The sequence below is a fragment of the Frigidibacter sp. MR17.14 genome (assembly GCF_037095735.1).
GTDB lineage: Bacteria > Pseudomonadota > Alphaproteobacteria > Rhodobacterales > Rhodobacteraceae > Frigidibacter.
Genome location: NZ_JBAWKD010000013.1, coordinates 26,009 through 38,800, shown reverse-complemented (window position 1 = coordinate 38,800; position 12,792 = coordinate 26,009). Strand labels below are relative to the sequence as shown.

11 protein-coding genes are annotated in these 12,792 nt (G+C 70.3%); all 11 read right to left on the bottom strand.

Annotation, left to right across the window (positions count from 1 at the left end; all coding sequences use genetic code 11):
• Positions 1–97 precede the first annotated feature (97 nt).
• Positions 98–865: a glycoside hydrolase family 25 protein gene (locus V8J36_RS19975; protein ID WP_336469087.1), complete on the bottom strand. Its 768-nt coding sequence runs from the start codon at positions 863–865 to the stop codon at positions 98–100.
• Positions 866–978: 113 nt separating this feature from the next.
• Positions 979–2,049 (bottom strand): NAD(P)/FAD-dependent oxidoreductase, encoded by a 1,071-nt coding sequence (locus V8J36_RS19970; RefSeq protein WP_336469086.1) that lies wholly within the window; start codon positions 2,047–2,049, stop codon positions 979–981.
• Between the two features lie 100 nt (positions 2,050–2,149).
• Positions 2,150–3,229 carry a BMP family ABC transporter substrate-binding protein gene (locus V8J36_RS19965; protein WP_336469085.1) on the bottom strand — a complete coding sequence of 360 codons (1,080 nt, stop codon included), beginning with the start codon at positions 3,227–3,229 and terminating at the stop codon, positions 2,150–2,152.
• Between the two features lie 144 nt (positions 3,230–3,373).
• The gene (locus V8J36_RS19960; protein ID WP_336469084.1) at positions 3,374–4,291 is read right to left on the bottom strand and encodes an ABC transporter permease; all 918 of its coding nucleotides are present in this window, start codon (positions 4,289–4,291) and stop codon (positions 3,374–3,376) included.
• Entirely contained in the window at positions 4,288–5,370 is a 1,083-nt protein-coding gene (locus tag V8J36_RS19955; protein WP_336469083.1) for an ABC transporter permease, read from the bottom strand. Before V8J36_RS19955 ends, V8J36_RS19960 begins: the two co-directional genes overlap by 4 nt.
• Positions 5,367–6,935: an ABC transporter ATP-binding protein gene (locus tag V8J36_RS19950; protein ID WP_336469082.1), complete on the bottom strand. Its 1,569-nt coding sequence runs from the start codon at positions 6,933–6,935 to the stop codon at positions 5,367–5,369. The genes V8J36_RS19955 and V8J36_RS19950 overlap by 4 nt, the downstream gene beginning before the upstream one ends.
• Positions 6,932–7,843: a xanthine dehydrogenase accessory protein XdhC gene (gene xdhC, locus V8J36_RS19945; protein WP_336469081.1), complete on the bottom strand. Its 912-nt coding sequence runs from the start codon at positions 7,841–7,843 to the stop codon at positions 6,932–6,934. The genes V8J36_RS19950 and xdhC overlap by 4 nt, the downstream gene beginning before the upstream one ends.
• Positions 7,840–10,254, bottom strand: coding sequence for a xanthine dehydrogenase molybdopterin binding subunit (gene xdhB, locus V8J36_RS19940; protein WP_336469080.1), 2,415 nt, complete (start codon positions 10,252–10,254; stop codon positions 7,840–7,842). Before xdhB ends, xdhC begins: the two co-directional genes overlap by 4 nt.
• Positions 10,251–11,615, bottom strand: a complete 1,365-nt coding sequence (locus V8J36_RS19935) for a xanthine dehydrogenase small subunit (RefSeq protein WP_336469079.1) — start codon at positions 11,613–11,615, stop codon at positions 10,251–10,253. The genes xdhB and V8J36_RS19935 overlap by 4 nt, the downstream gene beginning before the upstream one ends.
• A 133-nt stretch (positions 11,616–11,748) precedes the next feature.
• Positions 11,749–12,369: a glutathione S-transferase family protein gene (locus tag V8J36_RS19930; protein ID WP_336469078.1), complete on the bottom strand. Its 621-nt coding sequence runs from the start codon at positions 12,367–12,369 to the stop codon at positions 11,749–11,751.
• Between the two features lie 121 nt (positions 12,370–12,490).
• Positions 12,491–12,739, bottom strand: a complete 249-nt coding sequence (locus V8J36_RS19925; RefSeq protein ID WP_336469077.1) for a hypothetical protein — start codon at positions 12,737–12,739, stop codon at positions 12,491–12,493.
• Between the last annotated feature and the right edge of the window lie 53 nt (positions 12,740–12,792).

Below are 12,792 nucleotides of genomic sequence, written 5' to 3'. Positions count from 1 at the left end.
CATGCCACGAAAATCGACAGGCGGATCAGCAAAGCTGATTTCCGCCTGTTTTTACATGCATGGGCGAAACGGTTCAGGTTTCGCGTGAAGGATTGTTCTAGCGCTGGCTCCGGTTCGCCAGCCAGGACAGCCACTCTCGCCGGCTGCCGCCGAAGGCGTTGATGTCGACCTGGCCCGAGAAGCCCGCGGCAAGCCCGGTGCCGGTCCATTGCCAGAACTGCCAGCCATGCCCCGGATAGACGTCCGAGGGATGCCCGGCGACTGAGCGCAGCCAGAATTCGTAGGGGCCGAGCCGCCACATCTCGTTGTCGCGGAAGAAGTCGACGGTGGTGTAGATCACCGGCCGCTGGCCGTAATACTGCTCGAGGATCGCCAGGAACCGGCCCGCCTCGCCGCGATACCATTCCGGTTCGCGTCGCACCGGGCAGGTGCGCGACCTCGTCCATTCCATGTCCAGAACCGGGGGCAGGGCACCGGTCTCGCGCGGGACATGGCTGATGTACCAGGCGGCCTGTTCCTCGGCGGTGCGGCAGAAGTAGTAGAAGTGGTAGGCGCCGCGCGGCACCCCGGCCATGCGGGCCTGGATCCAGTTCTGCTGGAAGGTCGGATCGGCGACATCGCCGCCCTCGGTCGCCTTGATGAAGGCGAAGGACACCCCGCCGCGCGCCGCCGCATCCCAGTTGATATTGCCCTGGTAGCGCGACACATCGACGCCGTGAATCTCGTAGTGGATCGGCATGCGACCGCGCCAGTCATGCGGCGCCGCGTCGGAAAACTGCGACGGGATGCCCGGCGGGGGCCCACCACACGCCGCAAGAAGTGCGAAAACTCCAACCGCCGCCAGCGCGCGGAAACGCTCGATCATACCTGCCTCGTCCCTGCCGTCCCGGTCGCGTGCCGGGGCGTGTCCGGCATCGCTTCTCGCACGGATGCGCGCGCGCGTCATCCGTCGCGCGCGATCACGATTGCGCAAGCGCCTCAGGTGAGTCGCGCGGGTGACAGGGCGGCGACGGTGGCCGCGGGCAGGGCGGGGGCGTGCCCCGCGACGAGATCAGCCAGCAGCGCCCCGGCCCCAGCCGAGGTCTGGAAGCCGTAGCCACCCTGTCCGGCCATCCACCACAGACCCTCGGCCCGCGGATCGGCACCGATCACCAGCACCCGGTCCGGCGCGAAGGTGCGCAAGCCCGCCCAGGACGAGATCGGCCGCGTCACCTCTACGGTCGAGACCGCCTGCCAGCGCGCCAGCCCCTCGGCCAGCATCATGTCCTCGGGCCAGGCGTCCATCGGCGCCATCGGCTCTTCCTCGGCCGGCGAGACGATCAGCGCCCCGGCATCGGGCTTGGCATACCAGCCTTCGCCCGCGCCGAAGATCATCGGCCAGCCCGAGACGTCCAGCCCGCCCGGCGCCGCGATCCGCGCGACCGAGCGGCGGTGCGGCACCAGCCCCAGCCCCGCGACCCCGGCCATCGCCGCGACGGTGTCGGCCCAGGCCCCGGCGGCATTGACCAGCTGGCGCCCCTCATGCGTGCCGGCGGCGGTGACCGCCTGCCAGCCGCCCGGCACCCGCGCCAGCGCGCTGACCGCGGCGCCGGTCAGGATCTCGGCCCCGTTGGCGCGGGCGGCCTTCAGCAGGGTCTGCATCCACAGGTCAGTGTCGATGTCCTCGGCATGCGATCCGACCGCGGCGCGAGTCACCACCTCGGGGTTCAGGACCGGCACCCGCCCGATCGCCGCGGCGACCTCGATCTCGGCCAGGTTCATCCCGGCCAGGTCCGCGTCGAAGACCGCCTCCTCGCCCGCGCAGCCCAGCAGCATCATCCCCCGCGGTGACAGCACGCCCGCCGCGCGCAGGCCCTCGCCCGAGGCGCGGCTCAGCTCGACCACCGGCGGCAGGCCGTAATTCGGCTCGTACAGCGCCGCCGAGCGGCCCGAGGCGTGGTAGCCGGTCGCGGCCTCGGCCTCGAGCAGGGTGACGCGGCCCAGCTCCGACAGCCGCGCCGCGGCGACGATGCCGGCAATGCCGCCGCCGATGATCAGGAAATCGCGCATTCTTTCATCCCATCCGTCGTGAAAGAGGCGCCTCGCGGCGCCCCTTTCTCATTGGCAAAAATATCCCCGCCGGAGGCATCCCCGGCCGGGCCCCCACGCCTCAGCTGGGGATCTTGTCGGTGATGCCCTCGAGGTAGAAGTTCATCCCCGCCAGCGTGCCGTCGTCGACGACCGCGCCCGCGGCCAGGAATTCCGACCCGTCCTGCTTCTTCAGCGGCCCGGTGAAGGGGTGATAGGCGCCCGAGGCGATGTCTTCCTTCATCTTGGTGACATGGGCGCGGACATCCTCGGGGATCTCGGTCGAGAATTCGCCGATGCCGACCATGCCTTCCTTGATGCCGTACCAGTTGTTGGCGCTGGCCCACTTGCCGTCGATCACCGCCTGCACCCGCTCGATGTAATAGGGGGCCCAGTTGTCGATGATCGAGGACAGGCGCGGCTTCGGCGCGTAGTCGATCATGTCGGCGGCCTGGCCGAAGCCATAGGCGCCGGCCTTCTGCAGCGTCGCCAGCGGCGCGGTCGAGTCGGTATGGGCAAGCACCACGTCGACGCCCTGGTCGAGCAGCGCCTGGGTGCCATCGGCCTCTTTCGCCGGGTCGAACCAGGTCGACAGCCACACGACCGAGATCGTCACGTCCGGGTTCGCCTGCTTGGCATGCAGGTAGGTCGAGTTGATCCCCATGATCACCTCGGGGATCGGGAACGAGGCGAGGTAGCCGATCTTGTTGGTCTTGGTCATCTTACCGGCGATGTAGCCGCAGATCGCGCGCCCCTCGTAGAAGCGGGCGTTGTAGACGGCGACGTTCGGGGCGGTCTTGTAGCCCGTCGCATGCTCGAACATCACCTTCGGGAATTTCTTGGCGACGTTCACCGTCGGGTCCATGAAGCCGAAGGAGGTGGTGAAGATCAGGTTGCAGCCGGTCAGCGCCATCTGGGTGATGGCGCGCTCGGCATCGGCACCCTCGGGGACCGATTCCTGGAAGACCATCTCGATCGCGTCGCCGTAATGCTCCTTCATCTTCAGCGCCGCCTCGTGGTGGTGCTGGGTCCAGCCGCCGTCATTGACGGGGCCGACATAGATGAAGCCGATCTTCGGCTTGGCCTGGGCCACGGCCAGCCGCGGCAGCGCGGTGATGGCGGTCGCGGCGGCGGCGGTGGTCAGCAGCTGTCTGCGGTTCATTGGGGTCTCCCTCTCTCGACTGTCGCCGCGACGTTGCGCGGCCTTGAAGCGGGCCGGGCTCGCGCGCGGCCTTGAAACGTGCGGCCCTGGCGGGCCGATGCGAAAACGTGCGGCCCTGGCGGGCCGATGTTGAGACGGGCGGCCCTAGCGGGCCGCATGGAAGGGCTTGCCCAGCGCGGCGGGGGCAAGCCCCCGGCCGCCGCGCCAGGACAGGATGACGAGCGCGACGATGGTCACCAGATAGGGCGTCATCGCAAGGTATTGCGCGGGAATGGCGATGCCTGCCGCCTGCAGGCGCAGCTGCAGCACCGAGATCCCGCCGAAGAGCCAGGCCCCGAACAGCGCGCGCCCCGGCCGCCAGCTGGCGAAGACGACGATGGCCAGCGCGATCCAGCCCGCGCCGGCGGTCATCCCGTCGGTCCATTGCGGCACGCGCACGAGGCTGAGGTAGGCGCCGCCCAGCCCCGCGCAGGCGCCGCCGAAGGTGATGGCCAGCGTGCGGACCCGGACCACCGGGTAGCCCAGCGCATGGGCGGCCTCGGCATTCTCGCCCACGGCGCGCAGGATCAGCCCGGCGCGGGTGCGGAACAGGAAGGCCCAGACCGCCAGCACCAGAAGCAGCGCCAGGTAGACCACCCAGTCATAGCCGAAGAGCACCGGCCCGATCACCGGCAGGTCGGACAAGGGCCCGAAGAGCGGCCCCCCGATCGGGGGCGGGCGGACGCCGGAATAGCTCTGCCCGATCAGGGCCGAGAAGCCGATCCCGAACAGCGTCAGCGCGAGGCCGGTCGCGACCTGGTTCGAGAGCAAGCCCTGCGTCAGCGCCGCGAAGATCAGCGCCAGCGCGGCCCCGCCGCCGGCGGCGGCGATGAAGCCGATGACGGGCGAGCCGGTCTCGACCGCGGCGGCGAAGCCGGTGATCGCGCCGATGATCATCATCCCCTCGACCCCGAGGTTCAGCACGCCCGCGCGTTCGACGACCAGTTCCCCGATCGCGGCCAGCAGGATCGGGGTCGCGGCGATGACCAGCGAGACGGTCAGCAGGACGGGATCGATGATCATGCGAGGCGCGCCTTTCCGATGCGGACCCGGAAGTTCGCCAGCACGTCGAAGGCCAGCAGGAAGAACAGCAGCATCCCCTGGAAGGCCTGGATCGCGGCAGAGGGCAGCGACAGCATCAGCTGCGCGATCTCGCCGCCGATATAGGTCAGCGCCATCAGCAGGCCCGCCAGCAGGATGCCCAACGGGTTCAGCCGGCCAAGGAAGGCCACGATGATCGCGGTGAACCCGTAGCCCGAGCCGAATTCGGTGGTGACCTGCCCGGCGGGGCCGGTGACCTCGAAGATCCCCGCAAGGCCCGCCAGCGCGCCAGAGATGCCAAGGCAGGCCAGCGTCATCGCGCCGGGCTTCACCCCGGCGAAGCGGGCGGCGCGCGGCGCCTCGCCCGCGACGCGGATCTGGAAGCCGAAGAGGAAGCGCGCGAAGATCACCTGCGCCGCGATCACCGCCAGCACCGCCGCGATGCCGCCCCAGTGCAGCCCCGTGCCCTCGATCAGTTCGGGGTTATGGGCCGCCGGAAAGTCCTGGAAATTTCGGCTGCCGGGGAAGCCCATGCCTTCGGGGTTGCGCAGGAAGCCGAAGGCCGCGGCCGACAGCAGCTGCTGGGCCACATAGACCAGCATCAGCGACACGAGGATCTCGGACGTGCCGAAGCGGATCTTCAAGAGTGCCGGGATCATCGCCCAAAGGAACCCGCCAAGCGCGCCGGCCGCGACCATCGCCGGGAAGATCAGCGGATTGTCCGTGGGATAGGCCGCAAGGCCGACCGAGGCCCCGGCCAGCGCGCCGATCATGTACTGGCCCTCCGCCCCGATGTTCCAGATCTGGGCGCGGAAACCGAAGCTGAGCCCGATCGCGATCAGGATCAGCGGCCCGGCCTTCACCAGAAGCTGCGGGCGCGAATAGCTGGCGTAATCGCCGAAGAGCGGGTCCCAGAAGATGGTGCGGATCGCCTCGACCGGGTTCTTGCCCAGCATCGCGAACAGGATCCCGCCCGCGATCATCGTGGCGATCACCGCCAGCACCGGGGTCGCGATGACCCAGACCCGCGAGGGCTGGGGGCGTCGTTCCAGACGGATCATGCCTGCCGCGCCTCCGGGTGCACCATGTCGCCCGCCTCGGGCGAGGCCGCGCTCATCCCATGCGCGCCGCCCATCATCAGGCCGATCTCGTCCATCGTCAGCCCCTTCACCGGCCGCGGCTGGGTCATCCGCCCGCCGTTCAGCGCCGCGAAGCGGTCGGACACTTCCAGCAATTCATCAAGGTCCTGGCTGATCACCACCACCGCGGCGCCCTCGGCCGCGCGGTTCAGGATCACCTGCCGGATCGAGGCCGCGGCGGCCGCATCGACGCCCCAGGTCGGCTGGTTGATCAGGATCACCTTCGGGCCTTGCGCAAGCTCGCGCCCCACCACGAATTTCTGCAGGTTGCCACCCGAAAGCGAGCGCGCCGCCGCCTGCGGGCCGGGGGTGCGCACGTCGTAATCGGCGATCACCTCCTCGGCGAAAGCCTTCGTCTTCTTCCAGTCGATCATGCCCATCTTCACGAGGCCGCGGCGGATCGCGCCCGACAGAAGCGCGTTCTCGACAAGGCTCATCGCGGGCACGGCGGCATGGCCCAGCCGTTCCTCGGGGGCCGAGACGAAGCCCAGCCGCCGCCGCGCGTTCGGTCCCAGCGCGCCCACCGGCTTGCCTTCGGCCCGGATCATCCCGGGCGCCGCCGCCAGTTCGCCCGACAGCGCCAGCAGCAATTCGTCCTGTCCGTTGCCCGCGACCCCGGCGATGCCCAGCACCTCGCCGGCGGCGACGGTGAAGCGGATGTCCTTCAGCGCGGTGCCGAAAGGGATCGGCGAGGCGACCGACAGCCCCGCGACCTCGAGCGCGGGTTCGCCCTGCGCCACCGCCGGCTGGCCGCGCTCGGGCGGGGTCAGGGTCTGGCCGACCATCATCTCGGCCATCTCGCGGGCCGAGACCTCGCGCGGGATGCAGGCCCCCACCACGCGGCCGCGGCGCAGGATCGTGGCCCGGTCGCAGAGCGCGCGGATCTCTTCCAGCTTGTGCGAGATGTAGAGGATCGCGGTGCCTTCCGCCGACAGTTGGCGCAGGGTGGCGAACAGGATCTCGACCTCCTGCGGGGTCAGGACGGAAGTGGGCTCATCCATGATCAGCAGTTTCGGGTCCTGCAGCAGGCAGCGCACGATCTCGACCCGCTGGCGCTCGCCGGCGGACAGATCGCCCACCAGCCGCGCGGGGTCGAGCGGCAGGCCATAGGCGCGGCTGACCTCGCCGATGCGCCGCGCCAGATCACCCGGCTTCGGCGGCTTCTCCATGCCAAGTGCCACGTTCTCGGCCACGCTCAGCGCCTCGAACAGCGAGAAATGCTGGAACACCATCGCCACCCCGGCGGCGCGGGCCGCGCGCGGATCGGTCGGCGCATAGGGCTGGCCGCGCATCGCCATCCCGCCCGCGTCGGGCTTCACAAGGCCATAGATCGCCTTCACCAGCGTCGACTTGCCGGCGCCGTTCTCGCCCAGCAGGGCATGGACCTCGCCGGGGGCGATCTCGAAGCTGACATCGGCATTGGCCACGACGCCGGGATAGGCCTTGGTCAGGCCCCGGATCGCCAGAAGCGCCGCGTTGTCCGTCACTTGTCCGCCCCTCTTGCCCCGGCGCGCGCCTCGTCCTCGACGGTGTCGCGCGCGATCGCCTCTTCCCTCAGTAGCCGGGCCGCGACGCCGACGGCAATGGCCTGAGGGTGCTTCCCAAGGGCAGGATCGCCTATCGGACAGGCAATGCGCAAGATTTGAGCGTCACTGTGACCCAGAGCGCGCAGCCGGCTGCGGAACCGGGCGGCCTTCGTCTCGGACCCGATCAGCCCGGCCTTGGCGACGCCATGGGTCAGCAGGCGGTGGCAGATCTCGAGGTCGAGGGCGTGCGAGAAGGTCAGGACCAGATGCTCGGCCCCCGGCGGCGCAGCCTCGATCGCCTCGGCCCCGGCGATGCGCAGGGTGACGCCCGCGGGGATCGCGTCGGGGAAGCGGTCGCGCGCGGTGTCGAGCCAGGTGATCGCAAGCCCCGGCAACGGCGCGAGCGTCGCGACCAGCGCCCGTCCGACATGGCCCGCGCCCCAGATCCACAGCGGGCGCCCCGCGCGCGGCGCGGCTTCGGCCAGCCAGCCGTCGAGCAGCACCGGCGCCTCGGGCAGGACGCCTTCTCCCCTCGCGCGTGTCTGCAGGCGGCGCAGGGCAAGGGGCAGGGGCTTCGCGCCCTCGACCCGGCGCAGGATCAGCCCGTGTTCCGCTTGCGGCATCACGGCCTCGAAGACGAGCGTCACCGCGCCGCCGCAGCACTGGCCCAGCTCCGGCCCCAGTGGCCAGCGCCGCACCCGCGGACCTTCGGTGCCCAGCATCGCGCGCGCCTCGGTGACGGCGCGCCATTCCAGCTCGCCGCCGCCGATCGTGCCCTCCTGCCCGGTGGCGCTGACGGTCATCGCCGTCCCCGCCTCGCGCGGGGCCGAGCCCGAGACGGCGGCGACCACGATGCGGACGCTGCTCATTGCCCCCTCGCGCGGGCGACGGCGGCCAGGATGCGTTCGGGCGTCGCCGGGGCGTCGAGCGCGGGGTAGTGCGGCCCGCAGGCGGCGCAGGCGGCGGACAGGGCGAGGAACGCGGAAATCCCAAGCATGAAAGGCGGTTCGCCCACGGCCTTCGAGCGGTAGATCGTCTGTTCGCGGTTGGCCCCCTCCCACAGCGCGACGTTGAAGACGCGCGGCCGGTCCGAGCAGGCCGGGATCTTGTAGGTCGAGGGCGCATGGGTTCTGAGGTGCCCCTTGTCGTCCCAGACCAGCTCCTCGGTCGTCAGCCAGCCCGCGCCCTGCACATAGCCGCCCTCGATCTGTCCGATGTCGAGCGCGGGGTTCAGCGAGGCGCCGCAGTCGTGCAGGATGTCGGTGCGCAGGATCCGGTTCTCGCCGGTCAGGGTGTCGATCGCCACCTCTGTCACCGCCGCGCCATAGGCGAAATACAGGAACGGCCGGCCCCGGCCCGCGACCCGGTCCCAGGTGATCTTCGGCGTGGCGTAGAAGCCGGTCGAGGACAGGCTGACGCGGCCCTGATAGGCGGCGGCGACCGCCTCGGCCCAGCTCATCTCGGTCAGGCCGATCGCGACCCGACCGCCCTCGAAGCGAACGTCGCGCGGCTCGGCCGCGTGGCTGGTGGCGAGGAAGTCGGCGATGCGGGTGCGGATGGTATCGCAGGCCGCCTTCACCGCCATGCCGTTGAGATCCGCCCCGGACGAGGCCGCGGTGGCCGAGGTGTTCGGGACCTTGCCGGTGTCGGTGGCGGTGATGCGCACCAGTTCGGGCGGGATGCCGAAGGCCGAGGCCGCGACTTGGCTGACCTTGCGATGCAGGCCCTGGCCCATCTCGGTCCCGCCGTGATTGAGCCCGACCGAGCCGTCCTGGTAGACGTTCACCAGCGCGCCCGCCTGGTTCAGGTGGGTCAGGGTGAACGAGATCCCGAACTTCACCGGGCTCATCGCGATCCCGCGCTTCAGGATCGGATTTGTGCTATTCCAGGCCGCGATCTCTGCCTTCCTCTCGGCGTAGATCGCGGATTTCTGCAAGCGTTCGGACAGGCCGTGCAGGATGAAATCCTCGACCTCCATGTGATAGGGCGTGCGGTTGCCGCAGGCTTCCGGCGTGGCTGCCACCGTCGCGCGACCCGCCGCCGCGGCTTCCGCCCCGCGCGAGGTCAGGTCGGTGCCGGCGGCCGGCATCGGTTCGGGTTCGATCGGGGCCTGGGCGGGGGTCATCACCACCGGCGCGGCCTCGGCATAGAAGTTGCGCCGGCGCAGCTCTTGCGGCTCGATCCCCGTGGCATGGGCGAGATGGTCCATCACCCGTTCGATCCCCAGCACGCCCTGCGGCCCGCCGAAGCCGCGATAGGCGGTGGCGCTTTGGGTGTTGGTGCGTAGGCGGTGGCTTTCGATGCGGATCGAGGGGATGTGATAGGCGTTGTCGGCATGCAGCATCGCCCGGTCCGCAACCGGAAGGCTGAGGTCCATCGACCAGCCGCAACGGAAGAGATGCACGAATTCAATGCCTTGCAGCCGCCCTTCGACATCCGCCCCGGCGCGGTAGCAGATGCGCAGATCGTGGCGCTTGCCGGTGATGACCATGTCGTCGTCGCGGTCGTAGCGCATCTTGCAGGCCCGCCCGGTGCGCGCGGCGGCGACCGCGCAGGCCACGGCCAGCGCGTTGCCCTGACTTTCCTTGCCGCCGAAGCCGCCGCCCATCCGCCGCATCTCGACCCGGATCATGTGCATCGGCAGGTCGAGCGCCTCGGCCACCTTGTGCTGGATTTCGGTCGGATGCTGGGTCGAGGACAGGACGTGGCAGCCGCCATCCTCTTGCGGCAGGGCCATCGCGGCCTGGCCTTCCAGGTAGAAATGCTCCTGCCCGCCGATCTCTATCTCGCCTTCGACGACATGCGTGGCCTCGGCAATGGCGGCGGCAGCATCGCCCGCCTGCCAGATCACCGGGCCGCCCTCGAAGCGGCTGTCGGCGGCCAGCGCCTCGTCCACGGTCAGGATCGGCGGTTCGGGGGCGTAGTCGACCCGGCCCAGCCGCGCGGCGCGGCGGGCGGCAAGGTGGCTGTCGGCGATCACCAGAAAGACCGGCTGGCCGATGTAATGCACCTCGCCCGTGGCCAGCAGCGGTTCGTCATGCAGCGAGGGTGAGCAGTCCGGCATGTGCCTGAAGTCGCTGGCCGACAGCACGGCAACCACGCCTTCGGCCGCGCGAACCGCGGCAAGGTCGATCGCGGTGATCGCCCCGCGCGCGCAGCTGGACAGGCCGAAGGCCAGGTGCAGCGTGCCTGCCGGCACCGGCTGATCGTCGACATAGCGCGCGCGACCGGTGACATGCAGCGCGCCCGAGTCATGCGGAAGGGACCGACCGACGCTCATGCCCCCAGCTCCAGCACCGAAACCTGCGCGCCGCTGACGTCGTGATACCAGCGCAACAGCAGGTTCTGCGCGACCTCCAGCCGGTAGCCGGCCGAGGCGCGCATGTCCGACAGCGGCTGGAAATCCGTGGCCAGTGCCGCCATCGCCGCGCGGATCGCGGGTTCGGCGAAGGGCTGGCCCTCCAGCGCAGTCTCGGCGGCGCGGGCGCGTTTCGGGATTCCGGCCATGCCGCCGAAGGCCAGCCGAACCCCGGTCGCGCGGCCCTCGTCCAGCATCATGTCGAAGCCGCAGGACACTGCCGAGATGTCCTGATCGAACCTTTTCGAGATCTTGTAGGCCCGGAAATTGCCGTTCGTTTTACGGAATTCAACGGAATGGACGAACTCGCCCGCCGCGCGGTCCTGTTTGCGGTAGTCGAGGAAGAAGTCCTGCAGCGGGATCGTCCGCAGCGCAGCGCCCCGGCGCAGGGTCAGCGTCGCGCCAAGTGCGATCAGCGCCGGCGGCAGGTCTCCGATCGGCGAGCCGTTGGCGATGTTGCCGCCCATCGTCGCCGCGGCGCGGATCTGCTCCGAGGCGAAGCGCCGCAGATATTCGGCAAGCGCGGGCAGGCTGCCCTCGACCGCCGCGCGCAGCCGGGCGACGGTGACGCCGGCGCCGACGCGGAAGCCGGTCGCGGTCTCCTCGATGTCCTGCAGGTCGCGGCAGGCATGCAGGAAGATCATCTGTCCGGGCCGCTTCAGCTCTTTCGTGACCCAAAGGCCCACATCGGTGGCACCGCCGACGATCAGCGCCTCAGGCGCCTCGAGCAGCGCCGCGGCCAGCGCATCGGCGCTGTCGGGCGCCAGCGGCGCGGGGCCGGGATCGGCGGGCGGCTCGGCCCGGATCCAGTCGGGCACCGGCTCCGCGGCCGCAGCCTCGGCCGCGCGCAGGATCGGCGCGTAGCCGGTACAGCGGCAGAGATTGCCGGCCAGAAGGTCGTCGTGATCATGCCGCCCGTTCAGATGCCCCGCCGCCATCGAGGCGATGAAGCCCGGCGTGCAGAAACCGCATTGCGAGCCGTGATGCTCGACCATCGCCGCCTGCACCGGGTGCAGGGTGCCGTCGGGCGCGGCGATGCCCTCGACCGTCGTGACCGCGCGGCCGTGCAACTGGGGCAGGAACAGGATGCAGGCGTTCAACGCGCGGGCGCCGCCCTCGTCGGTCACGATCACCGTGCAGGCGCCGCAGTCGCCCTCGTTGCAGCCCTCCTTGGTGCCGGTCAGGCCGCGGTCCTCGCGCAGCCAGTCCAGCAGCGTCCGGGAAGGGTCGCCAAGGGGCAGGCGGACGGGCGTTCCGTTCAGGTGAAACGCGATCTCGGGCATGGAAGAACCTGCCGCTTTCTGCGAACGCCGGGAGGGGCGAGGGGGCGCCCGATGCGGCGTAAAGCGGCCCCTGAGCGCAACTTTCGCGGTCAGGGGCCGGTCTGTAAAGATGTTTCGAGTGCCGCGCGCGGGGTCACGCCGGGGCAGGGAAGAAGGCCTGCGGCGTTTTCATCGCCGGCAGGGCGCGCATCCGGTCGAGCCAGCCCTGCATCGCCGCTGTCGGCGCTACCCCGGCGGCGTCGAGCCACTGGGTGTAGCCCCAGATCGCGCAGTCGCCGATGCCCGGGACCGCGCCGTGGAAGAAGGGCGCGCCGTCCAGCAGCACCGCGAAGCGCGCGGCATCGGCGGTGAAGCGCATCGTCAGCCAGTCGATCGCGCCGGGCGGGAAGCCCGCGCCGTTCACGCGGCGGGCCTCTTTCAGCTGCGGCAGGCACATGCCGATGCGGTTCGCCTCCCACATCAGCAGCTCGCGGCCGCGGCGCAGGCCGGCAGGTGTTTCCCCGCCAAGGCAGGCGAAGCGCTGCGCGATCTCGAGCAGGATCGCCCCCGATTGCACATGGGCCACGCCGTCGATCATCAGCAGCGGCACCTCGGCGAAGGGGCTGGCGGCGAGGAATTCGGAGGGTCGGGTCGCGGGATCGGCCCAGATGTCGACGAAGGCCGTGCGGTGCGGCAGCTCGGCCAGCGTCAGCGCCAGCGCGACCTTGCAGGCATGGCCCGAGTCAGGGTGTCCGTAGAGAAGAAGATCGGTCACGCGATGGGCATCCCTTGCCGAAAGATTTCAGGCGGATGCTGGCGGTCGCGCGGACAGCTGTAAAGCGGACAGCTGGAAAGGGGCCGGCCGGGGCGCCGCGCGGGCGCCCGGGCCGAAGGCTTCAGCGCACGAGGCCGAGGATCTCTTCCTCGGGGGCGGATTCCCAGATGGTGGTCGCGCCCATTTCGCCGGCGAAGCCCATCCGGGCCTCGGGCGGGCCCTGACGGGTGAAGCTTTGCGCCTGACCGGGCACCAGCCCGTTCTCTTCGGCCAGCTTCAGGAACACGTCGCGGGGATCGGTCGAGGCTTCGGCCTCGGTCGAGACGGCAACGGGCATGCCCTCGGCGCGCAGGGTGTAACGCATGAACATTCGTGTCTTCCTTTCACATGAGGCGTTCCGGCCGGCCCGCGGCATCGCGCAGG

Bases quoted from the DNA above. Each gene is read 5' to 3' on its own strand.
- V8J36_RS19975 (WP_336469087.1), bottom strand. From the start codon at position 865: ATGATCGAGCGTTTCCGCGCGCTGGCGGCGGTTGGAGTTTTCGCACTT.
- V8J36_RS19935 (WP_336469079.1), bottom strand. From the start codon at position 11,615: ATGCCCGAGATCGCGTTTCACCTGAACGGAACGCCCGTCCGCCTGCCC.
- V8J36_RS19925 (WP_336469077.1), bottom strand. From the start codon at position 12,739: ATGTTCATGCGTTACACCCTGCGCGCCGAGGGCATGCCCGTTGCCGTC.
- xdhB (WP_336469080.1), bottom strand. From the start codon at position 10,254: ATGAGCGTCGGTCGGTCCCTTCCGCATGACTCGGGCGCGCTGCATGTC.
- V8J36_RS19955 (WP_336469083.1), bottom strand. From the start codon at position 5,370: ATGATCCGTCTGGAACGACGCCCCCAGCCCTCGCGGGTCTGGGTCATC.
- xdhC (WP_336469081.1), bottom strand. From the start codon at position 7,843: ATGAGCAGCGTCCGCATCGTGGTCGCCGCCGTCTCGGGCTCGGCCCCG.
- V8J36_RS19965 (WP_336469085.1), bottom strand. From the start codon at position 3,229: ATGAACCGCAGACAGCTGCTGACCACCGCCGCCGCCGCGACCGCCATC.
- V8J36_RS19970 (WP_336469086.1), bottom strand. From the start codon at position 2,049: ATGCGCGATTTCCTGATCATCGGCGGCGGCATTGCCGGCATCGTCGCC.
- V8J36_RS19960 (WP_336469084.1), bottom strand. From the start codon at position 4,291: ATGATCATCGATCCCGTCCTGCTGACCGTCTCGCTGGTCATCGCCGCG.